This is a genomic window from Enterobacter sp. Ap-1006 (assembly GCF_011752835.1).
GTDB lineage: Bacteria > Pseudomonadota > Gammaproteobacteria > Enterobacterales > Enterobacteriaceae > Cedecea.
Genome location: NZ_VWWU01000005.1, coordinates 318,202 through 339,103 on the forward strand (window position 1 = coordinate 318,202; position 20,902 = coordinate 339,103).

At 54.7% G+C, this 20,902-nt stretch carries 23 protein-coding genes and 1 tRNA gene; 13 read left to right on the top strand and 11 right to left on the bottom strand.

Going from position 1 to position 20,902, the window contains the following annotated elements:
- Positions 1-17: 17 nt before the first annotated feature.
- From F3J28_RS17390 to F3J28_RS17400, 3 genes are read right to left on the bottom strand one after another with little or no spacing between them, the layout of a single operon-like run.
- Positions 18-275, bottom strand: a complete 258-nt coding sequence (locus F3J28_RS17390; RefSeq protein ID WP_061275656.1) for a pentapeptide MXKDX repeat protein — start codon at positions 273-275, stop codon at positions 18-20.
- A gap of 35 nt (positions 276-310) precedes the next feature.
- The gene (locus F3J28_RS17395; RefSeq protein ID WP_166878185.1) at positions 311-1,072 is read right to left on the bottom strand and encodes a molybdopterin-dependent oxidoreductase; all 762 of its coding nucleotides are present in this window, start codon (positions 1,070-1,072) and stop codon (positions 311-313) included.
- Between the two features lie 9 nt (positions 1,073-1,081).
- Positions 1,082-1,693 (bottom strand): cytochrome b/b6 domain-containing protein, encoded by a 612-nt coding sequence (locus F3J28_RS17400; protein WP_166878188.1) that lies wholly within the window; start codon positions 1,691-1,693, stop codon positions 1,082-1,084.
- Positions 1,694-1,837: 144 nt separating this feature from the next.
- Here F3J28_RS17400 and F3J28_RS17405 point away from each other — a divergent pair, with 144 nt between their 5' ends.
- Positions 1,838-2,551, top strand: a complete 714-nt coding sequence (locus F3J28_RS17405) for a winged helix-turn-helix domain-containing protein (protein ID WP_008461615.1) — start codon at positions 1,838-1,840, stop codon at positions 2,549-2,551.
- 4 nt (positions 2,552-2,555) lie between these two features.
- A complete protein-coding gene (locus tag F3J28_RS17410; protein WP_166878191.1) occupies positions 2,556-4,022 on the top strand; it encodes a sensor histidine kinase in 1,467 nt (488 codons plus the stop codon).
- Positions 4,023-4,093: 71 nt separating this feature from the next.
- Here the strand turns inward: F3J28_RS17410 and F3J28_RS17415 are convergent, their stop codons facing one another.
- The 3 genes from F3J28_RS17415 to F3J28_RS17425 all read right to left on the bottom strand — a co-directional run bounded on the left by F3J28_RS17415 (position 4,094) and on the right by F3J28_RS17425 (position 7,056).
- The gene (locus tag F3J28_RS17415) at positions 4,094-5,527 is read right to left on the bottom strand and encodes a 6-phospho-beta-glucosidase (RefSeq protein ID WP_166878195.1); all 1,434 of its coding nucleotides are present in this window, start codon (positions 5,525-5,527) and stop codon (positions 4,094-4,096) included.
- 164 nt (positions 5,528-5,691) lie between these two features.
- The gene (locus tag F3J28_RS17420; RefSeq protein WP_166878198.1) at positions 5,692-6,420 is read right to left on the bottom strand and encodes a MurR/RpiR family transcriptional regulator; all 729 of its coding nucleotides are present in this window, start codon (positions 6,418-6,420) and stop codon (positions 5,692-5,694) included.
- A 42-nt stretch (positions 6,421-6,462) separates the two neighbouring features.
- Positions 6,463-7,056: an HD domain-containing protein gene (locus F3J28_RS17425; protein ID WP_166878201.1), complete on the bottom strand. Its 594-nt coding sequence runs from the start codon at positions 7,054-7,056 to the stop codon at positions 6,463-6,465.
- 174 nt (positions 7,057-7,230) lie between these two features.
- Between F3J28_RS17425 and trhA the strand changes: the two genes are divergently transcribed.
- Positions 7,231-7,884 carry a PAQR family membrane homeostasis protein TrhA gene (trhA, locus tag F3J28_RS17430; RefSeq protein WP_008461624.1) on the top strand — a complete coding sequence of 218 codons (654 nt, stop codon included), beginning with the start codon at positions 7,231-7,233 and terminating at the stop codon, positions 7,882-7,884.
- Between the two features lie 58 nt (positions 7,885-7,942).
- Here the strand turns inward: trhA and ygfZ are convergent, their stop codons facing one another.
- Positions 7,943-8,929 (bottom strand): tRNA-modifying protein YgfZ, encoded by a 987-nt coding sequence (ygfZ, locus tag F3J28_RS17435; RefSeq protein ID WP_166878203.1) that lies wholly within the window; start codon positions 8,927-8,929, stop codon positions 7,943-7,945.
- A 246-nt stretch (positions 8,930-9,175) separates the two neighbouring features.
- Between ygfZ and sdhE the strand changes: the two genes are divergently transcribed.
- Both sdhE and F3J28_RS17445 read left to right on the top strand, forming a co-directional pair.
- Positions 9,176-9,442 carry an FAD assembly factor SdhE gene (sdhE, locus tag F3J28_RS17440; protein WP_166878205.1) on the top strand — a complete coding sequence of 89 codons (267 nt, stop codon included), beginning with the start codon at positions 9,176-9,178 and terminating at the stop codon, positions 9,440-9,442.
- Positions 9,423-9,845, top strand: a complete 423-nt coding sequence (locus F3J28_RS17445; protein WP_166878208.1) for a protein YgfX — start codon at positions 9,423-9,425, stop codon at positions 9,843-9,845. Before sdhE ends, F3J28_RS17445 begins: the two co-directional genes overlap by 20 nt.
- Here F3J28_RS17445 and fldB read toward each other — a convergent pair.
- Entirely contained in the window at positions 9,842-10,363 is a 522-nt protein-coding gene (fldB, locus tag F3J28_RS17450; protein ID WP_166878209.1) for a flavodoxin FldB, read from the bottom strand. The genes F3J28_RS17445 and fldB overlap by 4 nt on opposite strands.
- A gap of 102 nt (positions 10,364-10,465) precedes the next feature.
- Between fldB and xerD the strand changes: the two genes are divergently transcribed.
- The 7 genes from xerD to F3J28_RS17485 all read left to right on the top strand — a co-directional run bounded on the left by xerD (position 10,466) and on the right by F3J28_RS17485 (position 17,591).
- Entirely contained in the window at positions 10,466-11,362 is an 897-nt protein-coding gene (xerD, locus tag F3J28_RS17455) for a site-specific tyrosine recombinase XerD (protein WP_166878211.1), read from the top strand.
- Between the two features lie 26 nt (positions 11,363-11,388).
- Entirely contained in the window at positions 11,389-12,105 is a 717-nt protein-coding gene (dsbC, locus tag F3J28_RS17460; RefSeq protein ID WP_008461630.1) for a bifunctional protein-disulfide isomerase/oxidoreductase DsbC, read from the top strand.
- 6 nt (positions 12,106-12,111) lie between these two features.
- The gene (gene recJ / locus F3J28_RS17465; RefSeq protein WP_166878213.1) at positions 12,112-13,845 is read left to right on the top strand and encodes a single-stranded-DNA-specific exonuclease RecJ; all 1,734 of its coding nucleotides are present in this window, start codon (positions 12,112-12,114) and stop codon (positions 13,843-13,845) included.
- Positions 13,846-13,984: 139 nt separating this feature from the next.
- A protein-coding gene (gene prfB / locus F3J28_RS17470; protein WP_156107000.1) for a peptide chain release factor 2 occupies positions 13,985-15,083 on the top strand; the annotation gives its coding sequence in 2 pieces (ribosomal slippage) (positions 13,985-14,059 and positions 14,061-15,083; 1,098 coding nt in all).
- A 9-nt stretch (positions 15,084-15,092) separates the two neighbouring features.
- Complete coding sequence (lysS, locus tag F3J28_RS17475) at positions 15,093-16,610, top strand: lysine--tRNA ligase (RefSeq protein ID WP_166878215.1); 1,518 nt, start codon at positions 15,093-15,095, stop codon at positions 16,608-16,610.
- 66 nt (positions 16,611-16,676) lie between these two features.
- Positions 16,677-17,429: an amidase activator ActS gene (gene actS / locus F3J28_RS17480; protein WP_286178305.1), complete on the top strand. Its 753-nt coding sequence runs from the start codon at positions 16,677-16,679 to the stop codon at positions 17,427-17,429.
- Between the two features lie 88 nt (positions 17,430-17,517).
- Positions 17,518-17,591: transfer RNA gene (locus F3J28_RS17485), tRNA-Gly, on the top strand.
- A 77-nt stretch (positions 17,592-17,668) separates the two neighbouring features.
- Here the strand turns inward: F3J28_RS17485 and F3J28_RS17490 are convergent.
- The 3 genes from F3J28_RS17490 to F3J28_RS17500 all read right to left on the bottom strand — a co-directional run bounded on the left by F3J28_RS17490 (position 17,669) and on the right by F3J28_RS17500 (position 19,879).
- Entirely contained in the window at positions 17,669-18,088 is a 420-nt protein-coding gene (locus F3J28_RS17490; protein ID WP_166878217.1) for a GNAT family N-acetyltransferase, read from the bottom strand.
- Positions 18,089-18,147: 59 nt separating this feature from the next.
- Complete coding sequence (locus tag F3J28_RS17495) at positions 18,148-18,789, bottom strand: epoxyqueuosine reductase QueH (RefSeq protein ID WP_166878219.1); 642 nt, start codon at positions 18,787-18,789, stop codon at positions 18,148-18,150.
- A 331-nt stretch (positions 18,790-19,120) separates the two neighbouring features.
- A complete protein-coding gene (locus F3J28_RS17500; protein WP_166878222.1) occupies positions 19,121-19,879 on the bottom strand; it encodes an SDR family NAD(P)-dependent oxidoreductase in 759 nt (252 codons plus the stop codon).
- Positions 19,880-19,991: 112 nt separating this feature from the next.
- Here F3J28_RS17500 and F3J28_RS17505 point away from each other — a divergent pair, with 112 nt between their 5' ends.
- The gene (locus tag F3J28_RS17505; protein ID WP_166878225.1) at positions 19,992-20,888 is read left to right on the top strand and encodes a LysR family transcriptional regulator; all 897 of its coding nucleotides are present in this window, start codon (positions 19,992-19,994) and stop codon (positions 20,886-20,888) included.
- Positions 20,889-20,902: the final 14 nt, after the last annotated feature.

Sequence of the window (20,902 nt, forward strand, 5' to 3'; positions counted from 1 at the left end):
CTGGCGTAGCGTCAGGCTTATTGCTTGCTCATGCTGTCTTTCGCCATACCGTCTTTGGCCATGCTGTCTTTGCCCATATGGTCTTTGCTCATCCCGTCTTTCTTCATGCCATCTTTGGACATGCAATCTTTCTTCATGCCGTCTTTACAGGTGTGGGTCATTTTGCCCATGCCGTCTTTGGCCATGGAATCCTTGCTCATCGAGTCGGCAGCGTTAGCCCCGGCGATACCGAACAGCATGGTGGAGCACAGCAGGGCAGCGTAGATCTTCTTCATGATGTATTTCCTTGATTTTGCAGTGAGACAGAGAGTTAACTACCACCGAACCAGTTATAGCCCTGGTCTTCCCAGTAGCCGCCGGGGTAGCGATTGGTGACTTCAATGACCTGAATATGCTTCGGGTTCTTGTAGCCGAGTTTGGTAGGGATACGCAGTTTCATCGGGTAGCCATATTTGCGCGGCAGGACTTTGCCATCCCAGGTTAAAGCAATCAGCGTTTGTGGATGCAGCGCGGTGGCCATATCAATGCTGGTGTAGTAGTCATCCGCGCATTTAAAGCTGACGTATTTGGCTCGCAGGTCGGCCCCAATCCCTTTCAGAAACAGGGCAAAAGGGACGCCGCCCCATTTGCCGATGGCGCTCCAGCCTTCGACGCAGATATGGCGAGTCACCTGGCTGACCTGCGCCATCTGGTGAAGCTGTGCCAGCGTCCACGGGCGCTTGTCGGTAATTAGCCCGGCAAGCTCCAGGCGGTAGCTGTCGCCGTTGATGTCCGGCGCTTCGTCCTCGCCGTAAAAGGCGTTAAACGGGAAGTTAGCGTCGATCATGCTTTCCGGGTAAACCGGTGCCAGTTGGCTGCCGTTAAACAGCCAGGCCTGAATACGGTCGTTAAAACGTGAAATCTTGCTGAGCGAACTTTCAACCGTGGCGTTATCGCTGATATCGCAGCCGGTGAGCATCGCGATGCCGCCGAGCGTTAAGCCCTGCTTTAAAAAACGACGGCGGCCTTCCTGCGTGAGCTGCTTATTAATCAGCTGCGTCGCTTCTTTAATGATTTCGTTTTTATCGCTCATGTTTCTTCCTCAGCGGCCACGGAGCATGGCGAGCAACGTGCGGGGCACCAGCGCCACCATCAGCAGATGAATCGCCACGAAGCCGACCAGCGCGGACATGGCATAAAAGTGGATAAACCTCGCCGTGTCGTAGCCACCAAGTAATTCTCGCAGCAGGGCAAACTGCACGGATTTCCACACGACGAGGCCGGAAATAACCAGTAGCAGGCTATCGGCGATAACAAACATATAGGCCGCCTTTTGCACCATGTTGTAATGGCTCAGGTCAGCGTGGGCCAATTTCCCCCGCAGCGCCGCAAAGGCGTCCTGGAAGAATTCGCGAGGCGATAAGGGCCAGTATTTCTGCTTAAAGCGGCCGCTGAAGAGATTGCACAGCAGATAAATCACGCCGTTGATCGCAAACAGCCACATCCCGGCGAAGTGCCACTGCAGCGCGCCACCCAGCCAGCCACCGAGCGTCAATTCGTTGGCAAACTGGAAATGAAACAGCGGAGAGGCGTTATAAATTCGCCAGCCGCTGGTGACCATAATCAGTATCGCCAGCGCATTCAGCCAGTGGCAGAGCCTCAGCCATAGCGGGTGAATGAGCGTTGGGGCGGTATGCAGCGTTGAGCTTTCCATCGTCCGGCTTCCTCGTGATTCGATGCAGCGAGTATTGGCCAGATTTGTTCCCCATTGCCTCACGCAAAGTTAAATTAAATGTGACAACTTAACCGACGCGAGTTGTGTAAACTTTGGCTATGCCAGCGTGTGGGGACAGACAAAGTGAATCAGGCAAAAAAAATACTGATCGTGGAAGACGACGAAAATATCGCCGAGCTTCTGCAACTGCATTTACGGGAAGAAGGCTTCGAGATTGTGCATGCCGCCGACGGCAATCTCGGACTGGAAAAGCTCAGGCAAGGCGGCTGGGATGCTCTGATTCTCGATCTGATGCTGCCCGGCGTCGATGGCCTGGAGATTTGCCGCTTTGCCAGAAGCATGACGCGCTACACGCCGATTATTATGATCAGCGCTCGCTCCAGCGAAACGCACCGCGTGCTGGGGCTTGAACTGGGCGCGGACGACTATCTGGCGAAACCGTTTTCAATGCTCGAACTGGTCGCCCGCGTGAAGGCGCTGTTCCGCCGTCAGGAGGCCATGAGCCAGAACCTCAAGATAGACGCCGGCACGCTGACGTTTGGCCCACTCACGATTGATCCGCTGGCCAGAGATGTTCGGCTGAATCAGATGCCGATAGATCTCACCCCGCGTGAGTTTGATTTGCTGTACTTTTTCGCCCGCAACCCGGACAAAGTGTTTTCGCGGCTGCACCTGCTCAACCAGGTTTGGGGCTACCAGCACGAAGGCTATGAGCACACCGTAAACACCCATATCAACCGGCTGCGCATCAAGATTGAAGATAACCCGGCGGAGCCGAATTTTATCCGCACCGTGTGGGGTAAAGGCTACAAGTTTACCGCCCTGATACGTGAGTAACCCTATGCGAATTCTTACGCTTTCCCGCCGCCTGACGCTGGTTTTTGCCGTGTTGCTGCTGACCGCCTGCGCCTTTTTGGGCTGGCTGCAGGTGCGTACCAGCACGCAGTACAGCCAGGCCGTGATTCAGCAACTTTCCGGTGACCTGGCGCAGCACATCAACCAGAGCTACCCGCTGCTCGGGCAGGACGGGCTGAACAAAGACTCGGTCCGCACGCTGTTCGACCATCTGATGGCCGTTAACCCCAGTGTGGAAGTTTATCTGCTGGATAAACAAGGCAATATCATTGGTGATGCAGCCCCGGATGGGCATATTAAGCGCCATCAGGTCGATCTCGCTCCGCTAAAGGCCGCGCTGAACGGCGGCAAATTCCCGCTTTATGGCGACGACCCGCGCAGCCTGGACGGGCAGAAAGTGTTTAGCGTGGCGCCGATGATGCGAGACGGCAAGCTGGAGGGCTATTTGTATGTGGTGCTGCTGGGGGAGACCTACAATCAGCTTGCCAACAGCGCTCAGTTTGATGCCGTTTTAAAGCTAAGCCTGTTTCTGCTCAGCCTGGTCTGCGTGCTGGGGTTGGTGGTGGGCGGCCTGGCGTTTCGCTGGATCACACGCCCGTTACGCGAACTTTCGCAGCACGTTAAGGCGCTGGAATCAGGAGGGATGTCCGAAATGCAGGCCATGGCGGCTCTGCCGCAAAAACCGGGCGGAGATGGGGATGAGCTGGCCCAACTGCGCCACGGGGTGATTGCTATGGCCGGGCGAATCTCCGAGCAGTGGCATAGCCTGACTCAGCAAGATCAGCTGCGGCGCGAGTTTATCGCCAATATCTCCCATGACCTGAGAACGCCGCTAACGTCGCTGCATGGTTACCTGGAAAGCCTCTCTGTCATGTCGGCTACGCTGAGCGAGGCGGAGAAAAAGCGCTATCTGGATATTGCGCTGGCCCAGAGTCAGAAGGTTGGGGCGCTGGCGCAGTCGCTGTTCGAACTGGCCAGGCTGGAATACGGGGTGGTGAAGCCACACAAAGAGAGCTTCTCCCTGAGCGAATTGCTGCAGGATGTGTTCCAGAAATTTGAGCTTCCGGCGCAAACCCGCCAACTTGAACTTTTAGCTGACATTCAACCAGGATTGCCGCTGATTGAAGCCGATGTCAGCATGATAGAGCGTGTGTTGACCAATCTGTTGGACAACGCCATTCGCCATACCCCGGACAAAGGCATGATTTCAGTCCGGCTGTGGAAAGAGGTGGATAAAGTCATGGTGCAGGTCAGCGACAGCGGGCCAGGCATTCCGCAGGAGCTAAAAGAGGGGCTGTTTGTGCGGCCTTCGATTGTGAATCAATCCCGGCTCAGGGTGGGCGGGCTCGGGCTCATGATTGTTCGTCAGATGCTGCAATTGCACGGCAGCGATATTTCGCTGGTGGATCAGCCAAAGCGCGGGGCCTGCTTCCGGTTTGGGTTGCCCGTTTAAATAAAAAAGGCGCCATGAAGGCGCCTTTTGCTTATCAACGCTAAACCACCTCCTATGGAGGTGGTGATCGTTTAGAGATTCTCGCCATTGCTGGCGATCACTTCTTTGTACCAGTTGAAGCTCTTCTTGCGGGAGCGCGACATATCTCCAGTGCCATCGTCGTGTTTGTTGACGTAGATAAAGCCATAGCGTTTGCTGTACTGGCCGGTGGTAAACGACACGCAGTCGATGCAGCCCCATGGCGTATAGCCCATCAGATCCACACCGTCGTAGGTCACGGCTTTTTTCAATTCTTCAACGTGAGCGCGCAGGTAATCAATGCGGTAGTCATCGTTGATGGTGCCGTCCGCCTCTACTTTGTCGTAAGCGCCAAAGCCGTTTTCTACGATGAACAGCGGCTTCTGGTAACGTTCATAGAGTTCACACAACGCATAGCGCAAGCCAACCGGGTCAATCTGCCAGCCCCAGTCGGAGGCTTTGACGTGCGGGTTCGGCACGCTGCCCTGGAAGCCGGAAAGCGCATCGCCGCTGCCGCCTTCGGCCTGAACGGCGTTCGTCATGTAGTAGCTGAACCCGAGATAATCACAGACGCCTTCGCGCAGGATCTGCTCGTCACCGGCTTCCATTTTAATGTTGAACTCGCGGCGTTCCCATTCGTTCAGTACATAAGACGGGTAATAGCCACGCAGCTGCACGTCGGTAAACACATAGCGTTCACGCATCGATTCTTGCGCAAACATTTGGTCTTCAGGCTTACAGGAGAAGGCGTACAGAGGCACCATGGCGAGCATGCAGCCGATTTTCATTTCAGGGTTGATGCGGTGGCCGATCTTCACCGCCATTGCGCTCGCCACAAACTGGTGGTGCAGCACCTGGTACATCACCTCTTCCGGGTTGTCGTGCTCGGTGTAAACCACACCGGAGCAGCAGTAGCCGAACAGCGGCGCGCGCCAGTTACGCTGGTTATTGATTTCGTTAAAGGTCATCCAGTACTTCACTTTGCTCTTGTAACGCTCGAACACGACTTCGGCGAAACGAACAAAGAAATCGACCACTTTGCGGTTGGTCCAGCCGCCGTATTCGGTCACCAGGTGGTGCGGCATTTCGAAGTGGGAGAGGGTGATGACCGGCTCGATATTGTATTTCAGCAGCTCATCGAACATATCGTCGTAGAACTTAAGCCCGGCCTCATTAGGCTGCAGTTCATCGCCTTTAGGGAAAATGCGGGTCCAGGCAATGGAGGTGCGGAAGCATTTGAAGCCCATCTCGGCAAACAGCTTAATGTCTTCTTTGTAGCGGCCATGAAAATCAATTGCTTCGTGGTTCGGGTAGTATTTCCCGGCTTCGACCTGCAGGGTTATCTCGCGCGGGACGCCGTGGGCGCCGCCCGTCAGCACGTCACAAATGCTTGGGCCTTTACCGTCTTTGTTCCAGCCGCCTTCTACCTGGTGAGCGGCAACCGCGCCGCCCCATAAAAAGTCCTTCGGTAACTTAAGTTGTTTCATATTCTTTCATCTCATTGTTAGCGCATGAAATAATGTGCGTAGGTTCACATCGTCGCGCTGAAAGTATTATTTCTGCTTTGGAGTCTAACAAATGAAAACGGATTGTCACGATATAACAAATAGTGCGAATTGTGAATTGTCACAAATAAAAAACAAGGTGTTTTTTATAGCATTCTTTTTGCCAGGCGGCGGCCAATGGTTTCAAGAATATAAATAACGGGGATTTGTGTGGTGATGTCATACACACCGGCGATACGTACCGGTGGAATATGCCAGGAAATATTAAAGTCGGCTAATTTCGCCAGCGACGAGTTTTCATGGCTGGTGACAGACATCACTTTACAGTGGTGAAGGCTGAACTGGCTGGCAAAGCGCAGGATCTCCTCCGTCTCACCAGAAACGGAAAGCACAATAGCCAGCGCGTTTCGTGCCATATCATTGGTGACCGGAAAATAAGGGTCATCAATATGGTTGCTAAATTTACCAACGTTTGAGAAAAAGCGTGCACCATATTTAGCTAAAGCACCGGATGTTCCCGCACCAACAAAAATAATACGCTCGGAGGAGCAAATAATATCAACGGCGTGGTCAATTAAATTATCGAACTCTTCATTATTGGTACTTTTAAAAAAACTGATAATTTCGCTGCTGCCGAAATTAGCGGGCTGAGTTTCCGTTTGCTCCAGATATAATTTAAAACGAACGCGAAACTCGGAATACCCATCACAGTTGAGTTTGCGGCAAAAACGCAACACGGTCGTGGTGGAGACTCCTGCGGCATCCGCCAGCTCTCGAATGGTCATGTACATGACTTTGTCTTTGTTTTTAATGACAAAGTTGTACACCATCATTTCGAGGCCGTTCAGGGTGGCGATTGCCGCATGGGTAAACATACTTTTTCTTCCTGCTGGTACGGCGCTTACGGATGGCTGGAACTAACGCAGCCAGCCTTTCTCGTGCGCCCGATATAATTGACGCTCGACATGTTGCCACAATTCCGGCCAGCTTTCTCCCACCTGCGCATTGCGGGTTAATACCTGCTGCAGGGAAATATTATTCTCTCGCCAGCTCTGCCCTTCGTTATGCAGGTTAAGCAGAATAGGTAAAATGCGATCCAGCGCCCCGGCAAAGCGGGCGTCGGGCGTGGTGCCTGCCTCATATTCTTGCCACAAAGCCAGAAATTGTGGCCCCTGCGGCGCAGGCAACAAACCAAACAGACGGCGTGCCGCCGCCGCTTCTTTTTCGGCGATGGCTTCACGGGCCGCAATGTCATAAACCAGCACATCGCCAACATCGATTTCTACGATGTCGTGCAGCAGCGCCATTTGGATCACGCGCTGGATATTCACCTCTTTTTCGGCCCAGGGGGCGAGGCTCATTGCCGCCATAGCGAAGTGCCAGCTGTGCTCGGCAGAGTTTTCATGTCTTTCATGACCGATGATTTTGGTGCGACGCTGAACCAGCTTCAGCTTATCAATCTCCATCAGGAAATGGATAACCGCACTCATTTCACCAAATGCCTGTTGCATCGTGTTTTCCCTGTTTTTTGGCTGTCGTTTGATTGTAAAAGAAATCCTCCAGGCTGACGAAGGGAGTCGTCACAGACGCTCACATATTTATTTTAGCTTACATGTGTTCACTGGAATCATTCTCAGTTAGGCTAGGAACGCTGCGTTATTCTTCTTTATCTCGGGAGGAGCCAGATGGCTCGTAAACCACTTGTCGCGCATGGATATTCTCTGGCAGAGGAAGTAGCCAATAGCATTAGCCACGGCATTGGGTTGGTGTTCGGTATTGTTGGTCTGGTGTTGTTGCTGGTGCAGGCGGTCGATGCCAATGCCAGCGCAACGGCAATTACCAGCTACAGTCTTTACGGCGGCAGCATGATCCTGCTGTTTCTCGCCTCAACGCTTTACCACGCCATTCCGCACGAGCGGGCCAAGCGGTGGCTCAAAAAGTTTGACCATTGCGCCATTTACCTGCTGATCGCCGGCACGTATACCCCGTTTTTGCTGGTAGGGCTCAACTCGCCGCTGTCAAAAGGGCTGATGATTGTTATCTGGAGCCTGGCGCTGGCGGGGATCCTGTTTAAGCTCACCATTGCACACCGGTTTAAGGTGTTGTCGCTGGTGACCTATCTGCTGATGGGCTGGCTGTCGCTGGTCGTCATCTACCAAATGGTGGTCAAACTGGCGCCCGGCAGCGTTACGCTGCTGGCGATTGGCGGTATTGTTTACTCGCTGGGGGTGATTTTCTACGTCTGCAAACGTATTCCGTACAACCATGCCATTTGGCATGGGTTTGTGCTGGGCGGCAGCGTCTGCCATTTCCTCGCGATTTATCTTTATATTCGTTAAAGCGTCTAACTCGCCAAAATCAAATGATTGAGCCCCGGCTTCGGGGCTCAATGTTCGATTAATTTTCTTCCAGAGAATAGGGCAGTGGCTCCAGTGAGAGCTTGCTGTTTGCATCATCACGCACGCGCAAGACGCTGTTCGGTTCAAGATCGTTGTTCATCACCGCCTGCACAACAAGACGGCCATCTTCTAATCGTGAAGCGGCCAGCACGGTGCCGGTACGACGCCAGTTTTCACCCATCTGCAACTCAAGATCTTCGCCTGCTTCAGGCACGCGGCTTGCGCTCCCGGCCAGCAGCCACAGTGCGCGTTTATTTGCCCCGCGGAACTTGGCTCGGGCAACCATTTCCTGGCCGGTGTAGCAGCCTTTTTTAAAGCTGATACCGCCCAGCGCCTGAAGGTTTGTTGCCTGCGGAATAAACTGAGTGCTGTTTACACTATCAATGACCGGCAATCCACCCTCGATATCCAGCGTCAGCCACTGCTGGCTATCATTACGCTGTGCTTCTTCACTGAGTTTTTCGGTTAACGTCTGAGCCGTTTCTTCGTCAGTGACAATCAGGAAGCGCTCCGCCGGCAGATTTAGCCACAACAGAGTTGTTGCGCCGTGCTGGACAACCTGAGTATTTTCATCCGGCAGCGTCGTGAAAACGGCTGCAAGCGCAGAACGCGCCTGGAAACCAGCCAACCCTAACAGGACGCTGGCGTCATCCGCATTGAAAGTAACTTTGGAGAAAACGGAATATTTCTTCAGCTCTGTAAGCTGGGCGTCACGCAGGTTGCGGCGCTCAATAAACGCAAAGCCTTCGCCCCGATGGAACAGACGCAGGTTACTCCACATCTTCCCTTTGGCATCGCAATGGGCGCAGAGCAGATGCTGGCCCGCGTCAAGTTTCGCGACGTCGGCAGTCACCTGACCCTGAAGATATTTCTCTGTGTCTGCACCCACGGCAGTCACGAGAGCCCAGTCGTCGAGCGTCATTAATGTCAGCGGTAGACGGGCGGCGGCACTGGGCTGGCGAGGAGGAAACGGATTAAAAGCCATAACAAAGATCCCGGGTTATCCAACGGTTTAATTTCTCAATGGTAAAAGAGCCAGAGGGCAATGCAAGCAGTTTGATAACGCCATTCGTGCGTTTGCGTGTTGCCTCGGGGAATCTTGTGCAATCGGTGCTGTTACACGGGTTTGTGTGGGGAAAGCGCGCACAATGGAACATTCAGGTAATCCCGGTGATGAAAACACGTTACACTAACTCCGTACCCAACTTGATGGCTAAGCAGGAAAGTGCACATGGATATCAATAATAAAGCCCGAATTCACTGGGCATGCCGCCGTGGAATGCGCGAGCTCGATATTTCGATTATGCCGTTCTTCGAACATGAATACGAAACGCTCAGCGACAGCGACAAACAGCTGTTTGTTCGCCTGCTGGAGTCTGACGATCCAGACCTGTTTAACTGGTTGATGAATCACGGTAAACCAGCAGATGTCGAGCTTCAGCGTATGGTTGCCCTGATTCAGACACGGAATAAAGAACGTGGTCCTGTGGCAATCTGATCTCCGGGTTTCCTGGCGCGCGCAATGGATGTCGTTGCTTCTCCACGGCCTGGTGGCGCTATTCGTGCTGCTAATGCCGTGGCCGATGAGCTACACGCTGGTCTGGATGCTGCTGCTTTCCCTTGTGGTTTTCGACAGCGTGCGCAGCCAGCGCCGCATTCACGCTCGCCAGGGCGAAATTAAACTGCTGACGGATTTTCGTCTGCGTTGGCAGGGGCGTGACTGGGATATCGTCGGAAATCCATGGATGATTGACAGCGGGGCGATGCTAAGACTGCGTCGTGCCGGAAAGCATCGTTGCCAGCATCTTTGGCTGGCTGCTGACAGCATGGACATCGGTGAATGGCGCGATCTACGCCGCCTGCTGATGCAACAACAGGCGAGCGGAAGCGGGCAGATTTAAGCGAAGCGTTCGGCCATTTCGCCAAGAATTTGCTCGCACCAGGTTTCAATGCGTTCGTCGCTCAGGTCGTACTGGTTGGTTTCATCCAACGCCAGGCCAACAAACAGCTGCCCGTCGGCAATGACCGGTTTTGGGCTGGTAAATTCATAGCCTTCTGTTGGCCAGTAGCCGATGAACTGTGCCCCGCGCGGTGCCAGCTTGTCGTGCAGCATGCCTAACGCATCCAGGAACCACTCACCGTAGCCAAGCTGATCGCCCATGCCGTAAAGCGCCACGAGTTTGCCATCCAGGTTCAGGTCATCCAGCTGCGGCCAGACGGTTTCCCAGTCTTCCTGCAGTTCGCCAAAATCCCAGGTCGGTATGCCCAGGATCAGAACGTCATACTGCTCCATCATGGCCGGGGCATCATCTTTCAGGTTGTGAAGCGTCACCAGTTCAGGACCAATAATGTCGCGAATTTTTTCGGCGGCCATTTCGGTGTAGCAGGTGCTGGAGCCGTAAAAAAGACCAATGTTCATAGCAATAACAACTCATTTTAATCGCGTGCAGATGGCCAAGTGTACCAGATCCCATTCGCCATCATGCATAATGGACACAATTCGCCAAATCAGGAGTGGAGCGTGGAGCAGGATAAGATCCGTATCGAACAGTTTCTGGATGCGCTGTGGCTGGAAAGAAATCTGGCCGAAAATACGCTCAGCTCTTATCGCCGCGATCTCACTATGGTGGCCGAGTGGCTGCAGCGTCAGCAACTCAATTTTTTAACCGTTCAGGCTTCGGATCTTCAGTCGCTGCTTGCGGAGCGCGTCGAGGGCGGTTATAAAGCCACCAGTTCCGCGCGGTTGCTTAGCGCTATGCGGCGGTTATTTCAGTATCTGTATCGCGAAAAAATGCGGGAAGACGACCCCAGTGCGCTGCTTTCATCGCCCAAGCTTCCCCAGCGTTTGCCGAAGGATTTAAGCGAGGCTCAGGTTGAACGGCTGTTGCAATCTCCGTGTGTCGATCAGCCTATTGAGCTGCGCGATAAAGCCATGCTTGAAGTCTTGTACGCAACCGGGCTGCGCGTCTCGGAGCTGGTTGGGCTGACAATGAGCGATATCAGCCTGCGGCAGGGCGTGGTGCGAGTGATTGGTAAAGGCAACAAAGAGCGTCTCGTGCCGCTGGGCGAAGAGGCGGTGTACTGGATTGAAGAGTACCTGAAGTATAGCCGCCCGGAGTTGTTAAACGGGCAGTCTCTGGATGTGCTTTTCCCTAGCAATCGCGCACAGCAAATGACGCGGCAAACCTTCTGGCACCGCATTAAACACTATGCCGTGCTGGCCGGTATCGACAGTGAAAAACTGTCTCCGCATGTGCTACGCCACGCTTTTGCCACGCACCTGCTGAACCATGGCGCGGATCTTCGTGTCGTACAGATGCTGCTGGGCCATAGTGATTTGTCCACCACACAAATTTATACACATGTAGCGACGGCGCGTTTACGCCAGCTGCATCAACAGCACCACCCTCGAGCGTGAGTGCTACAAGAGATAAAGGAATCCTCATGAAAAAAGGTTTTTGGCTGCTTTCGCTGCTGGCCGCTTCCGTTTCCGGTATTGCTCACGCGGATGACGCCGCTATTAAACAATCTTTGGCGAAGCTGGGCGTGCAGGGCGCGGAGATTCAGGCTGCACCGGTTGCCGGGATGAAAACTGTGTTGACCGATAGCGGCGTACTTTATGTCACCGAAGACGGCAAACACGTGATTCAGGGGCCGCTGTATGACGTGAGCGGCGCTCAGCCGGTGAATGTGACTAACCAACTGCTGATCGGCAAGCTGAACGCGCTGGAAAAAGAGATGATTATCTACAAAGCGCCGAAGGAGCAGCATGTGATTACGGTGTTCACCGACATCACCTGCGGCTACTGCCACAAGCTTCACGAAGAGATGAGCGACTACAACGCGCTGGGGATCACCGTGCGTTATCTGGCATTCCCTCGTCAGGGGCTGCAAAGCCAGGCAGAGAGCGACATGAAGTCTATCTGGTGCGCGAAAGACCGTAACAAAGCGTTCGATGCAGCAATGAAGGGCGGTGATGTGGCACCTGCAAGCTGTGACATTAACCTGGCTAACCACTACAACCTGGGCGTGCAGTTTGGCGTGCAGGGGACGCCAGCGATCGTACTGAGCAACGGCAGCATGATCCCGGGTTATCAGGGGCCTAAAGAAATGAAACAAATGCTGGATGCCCACAAGCAGTTAATGAAAGCGGGTGGTTAATTTCGGGTGAAACAGCAAACGCAACTCCGCCGCCGGGTCGTTGACAGCTCGGTGGCGCTTCCGGCTACGCTGCCTCCTTTGTTACAGCGGCTGTATGCCAGCCGGGGCGTGCGTGGCGAACAAGAGCTGGAACGCGGCGTAAAAGGAATGCTGCCGTGGCAGCAGCTCAGCGGCATCGAGCGGGCCGTGGTCATGCTTTATAACGCCTTTCGCGAAGGCTTGCGCATCATCGTTGTCGGCGATTTTGATGCCGATGGGGCAACCAGTACCGCGCTAAGCGTTCTGGCCCTGCGCAGCATGGGGGCTGAGAATATTGGCTACCTGGTGCCTAATCGCTTTGAGGATGGTTACGGGCTTAGCCCGGAAGTGGTCGATCAGGCCCATGCCCGCGGTGCGCAGGTGATCGTGACCGTCGACAACGGCATCTCATCCCATGCGGGCGTTGAGCGCGCCCATGCACTGGGGATCCCGGTGCTGGTGACCGATCACCACCTGCCAGGGGAAACACTTCCCGCTGCCGAAGCTATCATTAACCCGAATCTCGCCGACTGCGCATTTCCATCTAAATCCCTGGCTGGTGTCGGCGTCGCGTTTTATCTGATGCTGGCGCTGCGCACGCATCTGCGTGATAACGGCTGGTTCGAACAGCGTGGGCTGGCCATTCCGAATCTCGCAGAACTGCTCGATTTAGTCGCGCTGGGCACCGTGGCGGACGTTGTGCCGCTGGATGCCAACAACCGCATTTTGACCTGGCAAGGGTTAAGCCGCATTCGCGCGGGGAAATGCCGTCCCGGCATTCGCGCGCTGCTTGAAGTGGCTAATCGTGAGCCACAAAAGATCGCCGCCAGCGATCTGGGCTTTGCACTGGGGCCGCGCCTGAACGCCGCAGGCCGACTGGATGATATGTCGGTTGGCGTGGCGCTGCTGCTCAGCGAAAACATTGGTGAAGCGCGTATGCTGGCTAACGAGCTGGACGCGCTGAACCAAACGCGGAAAGAAATTGAACAAGGCATGCAGGTCGAAGCGCTGACCCTTTGCGAACAGCTGGAGCGCAGTAGCGAAGTCCTGCCTTACGGGCTGGCAATGTATCACCCGGAATGGCACCAGGGCGTAGTCGGCATTCTGGCCTCGCGCATCAAAGAGCGTTTCCACCGCCCGGTCATCGCGTTCGCGCCTGCGGGAGACGGCACGCTTAAAGGGTCCGGCCGTTCAGTTCAGGGGCTGCACATGCGTGATGCCTTAGAACGTCTGGATACGCTTTATCCGGGCATGATGCTGAAGTTCGGCGGTCATGCCATGGCCGCAGGCTTGTCGCTGGAAGAGGCTCGCTTTGAGGAGTTTCGCCAGCGTTTTGGCGACCTGGTCGGTGAGTGGCTGGACCCGGCGTTGTTACAGGGGGAAATCTGGTCCGACGGTCAGCTGTCCGCGCAGGAGATGACGCTCGAAGTGGCGGAGATGCTCAGAGACGCCGGGCCGTGGGGGCAAATGTTCCCGGAGCCGCTGTTTGACGGCAAGTTCCGTATTCTCCAGCAGCGCCTGGTGGGCGAGCGTCACCTGAAGGTGATGGTGGAGCCTGTCGGTGGCGGTCCGCTGCTGGACGGTATCGCCTTCAACGTGGATACCACCCGCTGGCCGGACAACGGCGTGCGCGAAGTTGAGCTGGCCTACAAGCTGGACGTGAACGAGTTCCGCGGCAACCGCAGCGTGCAGCTTTTAATCGATCATCTCTGGCCGATATAGCCCGCATTCTCGACGCTGCTGCAGCGTTAATTACTTGGCTATATGTCAGGGAGAATGCTACAAAATGCGGCGTAAATCCGGTAAACTTTCCGGTTTACGACCGCATTTCGTCTTCTGAAATCAACATAAGAAATTACGCATGTTTGAAATTAACCCGGTAAAAAGCCGCATCCAGGACCTCACAGAGCGCAGCGACGTTCTTAGGGGGTATCTTTGACTACGATGCCAAGAAAGAGCGCCTCGAAGAAGTAAACGCCGAGCTGGAACAGCCCGATGTCTGGAACGAACCTGAACGCGCACAGGCGTTGGGGAAAGAACGTTCCTCATTGGAAGCCATTGTCGACACGTTAGATCAGATGTCTCAGGGCCTGGAAGACGTCTCCGGCCTGCTGGAGCTGGCGGTAGAAGCCGACGACGAAGAGACCTTTAACGAGGCCGTTGCCGAGCTGGATGTGCTGGACGCCAAACTGGCGCAGCTTGAATTCCGCCGCATGTTCTCTGGCGAGTACGACAGCGCCGACTGCTACATCGATATTCAGGCAGGCTCAGGCGGTACGGAAGCGCAGGACTGGGCGAGCATGCTGGAGCGTATGTACTTGCGCTGGGCAGAAGCTCGCGGTTTCAAAACCGAAATTATTGAAGAGTCCGAAGGCGACGTGGCGGGCATCAAGTCCGTGACCATTCGCATTCAGGGCGATTATGCCTTTGGCTGGCTGCGTACCGAAACCGGCGTTCACCGTCTGGTGCGTAAGAGTCCGTTTGACTCCGGTGGCCGCCGCCATACCTCGTTCAGCTCCGCGTTTGTTTACCCGGAAGTGGATGACAACATTGATATCGACATCAACCCGGCTGACCTGCGCATTGACGTTTATCGCGCATCCGGTGCGGGTGGTCAGCACGTTAACCGTACGGAATCTGCGGTACGTATTACCCACATTCCAACCGGCACCGTGACCCAATGCCAGAATGACCGTTCTCAGCACAAGAACAAAGACCAGGCGATGAAGCAGATGAAGGCGAAGCTGTACGAGCTGGAAATGCAGAAAAAGAATGCTGAGAAGCAGGCGCTGGAAGACAACAAATCGGATATCGGCTGGGGCAGCCAGATTCGTTCTTACGTCCTCGACGACTCCCGCATTAAAGATCTGCGCACCGGGGTTGAAACCCGCAACACGCAGGCTGTGCTGGACGGCGATCTGGACAAATTTATCGAAGCAAGTTTGAAAGCAGGGTTATGAGGAACCAACATGTCTGAACAACAAGCACAGGGCGTTGACGCAGCAGCCGATCTTAACAATGAACTGAAAGCGCGCCGTGAGAAGCTGGTAGCTCTGCGTGAGCAGGGTATCCCATTCCCGAACGATTTCCGCCGCGATCACACCTCAGACCAACTGCACGCTGATTTCGATGCGAAAGAGAACGAAGAGCTGGAAGACCTCGGCGTTGAGGTAAGCGTGGCTGGTCGTATGATGACCCGCCGTATCATGGGTAAAGCGTCCTTCGTGACCTTACAAGACGTTGGCGGCCGTATTCAGCTGTATGTCTCCCGCGATGACCTGGCGGAAGGCATCTACAACGAGCAGTTCAAAAAGTGGGACCTGGGCGATATCCTGGGCGCGCGCGGTAAGCTGTTTAAAACCAAAACCGGCGAGCTGTCCATTCACTGTACCGAACTGCGTCTGCTGACCAAAGCGCTGCGCCCGCTGCCGGACAAATTCCACGGCCTGGCCGATCAGGAAACCCGCTATCGCCAGCGTTATCTGGACCTGATCGCTAACGAAGAGTCCCGCAATACCTTTAAAGTGCGCTCTAAAATCATGGCCGGCATCCGCCAGTTCATGGTGGGCCGCGACTTTATGGAAGTTGAAACCCCAATGATGCAGGTGATCCCTGGCGGCGCATCCGCTCGTCCGTTCATCACGCACCATAATGCGTTGGACATCGACATGTACCTGCGTATCGCGCCAGAGCTGTACCTGAAGCGTCTGGTGGTGGGTGGGTTCGACCGCGTCTTCGAAATCAACCGTAACTTCCGTAACGAAGGCATCTCCCCGCGCCATAACCCAGAGTTCACCATGATGGAACTCTATATGGCTTACGCGGACTACAAAGATTTGATTGAGTTGACCGAATCCCTGTTCCGTACTTTGGCTCAGGACGTGCTGGGCACCACCGAAGTGCAGTATGGCGAAGAGACCTTCGACTTCGGCAAACCGTTTGAAAAGCTCACCATGCGTGAAGCTATTAAAAAGCACCGTCCAGAAACCAACCTGGCCGACCTGGATAACTTTGACTCTGCGAAAGCCATCGCGGAAAGTATCGGTATCAAAGTTGAGAAGAGCTGGGGCCTGGGCCGCGTAGTGACCGAAATCTTCGAAGAGGTTGCGGAAAGCCATCTGATTCAGCCGACCTTCATCACCGAATACCCGGCAGAAGTCTCTCCCCTGGCGCGCCGTAACGACGAAAACCCGGAAATCACTGACCGCTTTGAGTTCTTCATCGGTGGCCGTGAAATCGGCAACGGCTTCTCCGAGCTGAATGACGCGGAAGACCAGGCGCAGCGTTTCCAGGACCAGGTTGACGCGAAAGCGGCAGGCGACGACGAAGCGATGTTCTTCGACGAAGACTACGTCACCGCGCTGGAGCACGGCCTGCCGCCAACGGCGGGTCTGGGCATCGGTATCGACCGTATGGTTATGCTGTTCACCAACAGCCACACCATCCGCGACGTTATCCTGTTCCCGGCTCTGCGTCCGACTAAGTAACGCCCTCATCCCTCTCCGCAAGGAGGGGGATTTCCCTCAAGCTCATCAACGTTTCCGGGGCCTGGTTTGCGCAAGGAAAGCATTTTAAAACGCTGGCACATCACCGCTTTCATTATCATGACGAGCCTGATGCTGACGGCCTGCTCCTCCTCAAAATCAGCCAAAAGTACCCGAAACGAAGGCACGTTTAGCGGCTCGGTTTACACCGTTAAGCGCGGCGATACGCTCTCAAAAATTTCCAGAATGACCGGCAGCAGCGTGGGTGACCTCGCCCGACTGAACGGGATCCCTGCGCCTTATACTATCCAGGTGGGCCAGCGTATTCGGATCAAAGGCTCAGGCTCTGCCATCAGGCCGAAAAACACCGCCACGGCCAAAAACACCACTGCGCCAGCTCGTTCGCAAAACACGACCATAGCAAAGGTGGCACCGCCGCCGGTGGGAGCACGCTGCTGGCTGTGGCCGACGAAGGGCAACATTGTTGAACCGTTCTCCAGCAGCGACGGCGGCAATAAAGGCATTGATATCTCAGGCTCTCGCGGGCAGCCTATTTATGCTTCCGGCGCGGGAACGGTGGTTTATGTCGGTAACCAGCTGCGTGGCTACGGCAATCTGGTGATGATCAAACACAGCGAAGAGTACATCACCGCCTATGCTCATACCGATACGATGCTGGTGAATACCGGAGAGAAAGTGAAGGCCGGGCAGAAAATTGCCACGATGGGCAACACTGGGGCGGATTCGGTGCGTTTGCACTTTCAGATTCGCTACCGGGCCACAGCAATTGACCCGCAGCGTTATCTAAAACCGTCGTGTTAATTTAAAAAGTGCTTGAAAAACCATCACCTGGACACAAAGGCACTTGCCAGCGAGTGCTGAAAGTCTATAATGCGTAACGCACCTCAAAGCGGGCGTAGTTCAATGGTAGAACGAGAGCTTCCCAAGCTCTATACGAGGGTTCGATTCCCTTCGCCCGCTCCAATACTTCCCTGATATATCTATTCTCTCTGATTGCATAACGGCTGAACTTGCCCGGCTGTAGCTTGACGATCAATAACTCACAGAGCCTTTTTGCCCCACACCAGAGCCATCCCCTCGCTTTCCGGACACACACTTTTGAAACCGAATTTTTCATACAGCTCAGGTACATCTGCGACGAGAGTAATATATGCGCCCTCGGGAGACAGCTGCTCAAGCCATGCCATCAAATTCTCCATGACTGCACGCCCAAGGCCTTGCCCCTGATAGTCCGGATCGACTGCAACATCGACGATTTCAAAGTTCAACGCTCCATCGCCGACAATTCGGCCCATGCCGACAACATGCCCAAAATGCTTAATATGAACGCCGTAACAGCTTGCCGGTAGCCCTTTGCGGGCCGCTTCTAAAGGGCGGGGACTCAGGCCTGAAATAACTCTCAGGCGGCAGAAATCTTCGGGGGAGGGAACCGTGTTAATCAGCGTGTATTTTGAGTCCATTGTTAACCTCATTCTCAGGGGAGCTTATTATCACTAACATTGAATCAGTCACGGCACAATCATGATTTCCCCGGCTTGATTAACGCTTTGCCCAGCGATGTTCGATAAGCGTTGGCATCCCGCAAAGAATAAGCGCAGCCGCAATACTCCTGCTGATAAAACTGCTCGCGTTTGCAGATCTCTACCGTGCGCGCGGAGCCACCTTGCTTACGCCAGTTGTGGGTCCAGTAAAACATTCCCGGATGACGCGCCGCCGCTCGCTGGCCGCATTCGCAAACCTGCTGAAAACTCTTCCAGCGTGAAATTCCCAGCGAACTGCAAATCGCCTCGAAGCCGTGTTCAGCCGCGTACAGCGCGGTGCGCTCCAGGCGCATATCAAAACAGGCCGTACAGCGCGCGCCGCGCTCGGGTTCCCACTCCATACCTTTCATGCGCGCAAACCAGTTATCGGTATCATAATCCGCGTCGATGAAGGGCACGCCGTGTTGCCCGGCAAACCGCTTATTCTCCTCCTTGCGGATGAGATATTCCTTTTGCGGATGGATATTGGGGTTGTAGAAAAAAATCGTAAAGTCGATATCCGAGGCAAGCAAAGCCTCGATGACTTCGGAAGAGCAGGGCGCGCAGCAGGTATGCAATAACAGCTTGTTTGCACCGTCCGGCAGCACAAGCTTCGGGCGCTTAAATTCGGTGGGTATCATGGCTATGTCAACGGAAAGAACAAGATGGCGGAGATTGTACCATTAACTTTGTGGTTAATGGCGGGCCACAGCCTGGATTCGGCGTGGGAGGAAGAGCCTGAACTTTCTCGTGTCGGCGGCTTATTTTACATTTTTGCCGGTCAATACATCCCAACATATCGCCCGTAGAATTTTTCAAGAATGTTAAACCCATCGGCGCCACCCTAACGGGCTACGGGAGGCGGCAAGCCCACGACTCCCCCGTAGCTATGCGATATATTTTGCCCCCAGTCTTAATATTTCAGCTTTGAGTGTGGTATTTCCCAGGGGGAAATGTCGGCGGTGTGCCGGTTTAGAAAGACTCCATTTTGCTCCTGACCATGCCACCATCAATCAGGATATCCTGGCCGTTAATATAGGATGCCGACGGGCCGGCAAGAAAGGCGACTACCTCGCCGATTTCCTGACTCTGAGCAAAATGCATTAGCGGGATCTCTGTCTGCCGCAGTTTAGCTTCTGTTGTCGAGAGGCTGGTTTCGTTAAACAGAGGGGTATTCACGTAGCCAGGGCTGATGGCATTGACCCGGATGCCTTCCGGAGCAAGCTCGGCCGCCAGGCTGTGGCTCAGATTTGCCGCCGCCGCCTTGGTTGCTGCATAAAGAGAGGCCTGTCCCATTGGGCGGTGATGCGTCCAGGAGGCATTGATAATCATTGCCCCGCCCCTGCTCATCAGCGGCAGGCTTTTCTGTAGCGTGAAGAACACCGCTTTAAAATTAATATCAACCTGATTGCTAAAATCCGTTTCATCAATCTCCCTGAAGGGGCGGAATACACCATAGCCTGCATTAGCAAACACAATATCCAGCGCGCCGAAGCGGGTTTCGAGCTCGCTGAACAGCGAGCTCAGCCCTGTGGATGAGGTGACATCTGCCGCTATTGCAAAGGCCCGATCGCCAAGAGTCTCTTTGGCCTGCATCAGGACATCCTCGCGACGCCCGACCAGCACAACTCTTGCCCCCCGGGCGATCATTGCCTGTGCGCTGGCAAAACCAATGCCGCTGCCGCCGCCGGTTATCAAGGCCGTTTTACCCTGTAACTCGTGATTAGCCATTTCTTTTCTCCAGATGATTCAACACGGGAGGAGTATCCCCGCCGCCTTGTTGACGAACAAGATGAGTGCGCTTCATACTCAATAAGTAAAACTTATTGATGATGGTTGCGGCATGTTAGAGATCAGGGAAATCGAGGCGGTTTTAACGCTTTTCAGACTGGGCCATTTTGGCCAATCTGCAGCCGATATTGGCGTTTCTCAGCCGAGAATGAGTCAGTTAATTCGGCTGGCCGAGCAAAAAATTGGCGGCGAGCTATTCGTTCGCACCAGCCGGCACGTCACGCCGACCCTTCTCGGCGAACAGTTGCACGAGGCGCTGGAGCCGGCCTGGAAGCAATTGCAGTTTGCTGTCACCCAAGCGCAGCAGCAGGCGAAAGGAATCACGGGGGAACTGGTCCTGGGCTTTATGGGCTCAGCGGCTAATGAGCTGACCGCTCTGATCCTGGCGCAATTCCAGCGACTGCACCCCGGCTGCACCGTCAAACTGAGAGAAACTCAGTTTAGCGATCCGCTGGGCCCGCTGCAGAGGGGGGAGGTTGAGGCTTTGCTGACCCGCCTGCCGGTCCGTGAAAATGATTTAACGGTTGGGCCGATTCTGATCCGGGAAGCATTTATGCTGGCAGTCAGCGTTCAGCACCGCTGGGCGAAAAGCGCATCAATAAGCCTTAACGACCTGGCCACGGAAACACTGTTTTCCATGGAGGGCAATGCCCCGGCTTACTGGTGGGATCATCATGTTCCGCGCCAGACTCCCTCGGGCCTGTCGATAGCCAGAGGAGAATCTGTGGCCAGCTTTCAGTCCTTGCTCACGCTGGTGGCGGCCAATAAAGGGGTGGCTCCCGTGGCCGCCTCTGTCTCCCGCTACTATTCCCGGCCAGATATTGCCTTTGTGCCGCTGACGGACGCGCCGGCTAATGAAGTGGCTCTCGTCTGGAGGACGGGAGAGGTCAGCGCCCAGTTGAAAGGGCTGATAGCGGCCATAAGATTTGTGCAGCGTAGCGGTAAGTGATAGCGGTGCCCGCC

Bases quoted from the DNA above. Each gene is read 5' to 3' on its own strand.
- F3J28_RS17500 (WP_166878222.1), bottom strand. From the start codon at position 19,879: ATGGCTAATCACGAGTTACAGGGTAAAACGGCCTTGATAACCGGCGGC.
- F3J28_RS17495 (WP_166878219.1), bottom strand. From the start codon at position 18,789: ATGATACCCACCGAATTTAAGCGCCCGAAGCTTGTGCTGCCGGACGGT.
- F3J28_RS17415 (WP_166878195.1), bottom strand. From the start codon at position 5,527: ATGAAACAACTTAAGTTACCGAAGGACTTTTTATGGGGCGGCGCGGTT.
- lysS (WP_166878215.1), top strand. From the start codon at position 15,093: ATGTCTGAACAACAAGCACAGGGCGTTGACGCAGCAGCCGATCTTAAC.
- F3J28_RS17390 (WP_061275656.1), bottom strand. From the start codon at position 275: ATGAAGAAGATCTACGCTGCCCTGCTGTGCTCCACCATGCTGTTCGGT.
- F3J28_RS17420 (WP_166878198.1), bottom strand. From the start codon at position 6,420: ATGTTTACCCATGCGGCAATCGCCACCCTGAACGGCCTCGAAATGATG.
- F3J28_RS17395 (WP_166878185.1), bottom strand. From the start codon at position 1,072: ATGAGCGATAAAAACGAAATCATTAAAGAAGCGACGCAGCTGATTAAT.
- F3J28_RS17410 (WP_166878191.1), top strand. From the start codon at position 2,556: ATGCGAATTCTTACGCTTTCCCGCCGCCTGACGCTGGTTTTTGCCGTG.
- sdhE (WP_166878205.1), top strand. From the start codon at position 9,176: ATGGATATCAATAATAAAGCCCGAATTCACTGGGCATGCCGCCGTGGA.
- F3J28_RS17505 (WP_166878225.1), top strand. From the start codon at position 19,992: ATGTTAGAGATCAGGGAAATCGAGGCGGTTTTAACGCTTTTCAGACTG.
- F3J28_RS17490 (WP_166878217.1), bottom strand. From the start codon at position 18,088: ATGGACTCAAAATACACGCTGATTAACACGGTTCCCTCCCCCGAAGAT.
- dsbC (WP_008461630.1), top strand. From the start codon at position 11,389: ATGAAAAAAGGTTTTTGGCTGCTTTCGCTGCTGGCCGCTTCCGTTTCC.
- fldB (WP_166878209.1), bottom strand. From the start codon at position 10,363: ATGAACATTGGTCTTTTTTACGGCTCCAGCACCTGCTACACCGAAATG.
- F3J28_RS17425 (WP_166878201.1), bottom strand. From the start codon at position 7,056: ATGCAACAGGCATTTGGTGAAATGAGTGCGGTTATCCATTTCCTGATG.
- ygfZ (WP_166878203.1), bottom strand. From the start codon at position 8,929: ATGGCTTTTAATCCGTTTCCTCCTCGCCAGCCCAGTGCCGCCGCCCGT.
- trhA (WP_008461624.1), top strand. From the start codon at position 7,231: ATGGCTCGTAAACCACTTGTCGCGCATGGATATTCTCTGGCAGAGGAA.
- F3J28_RS17400 (WP_166878188.1), bottom strand. From the start codon at position 1,693: ATGGAAAGCTCAACGCTGCATACCGCCCCAACGCTCATTCACCCGCTA.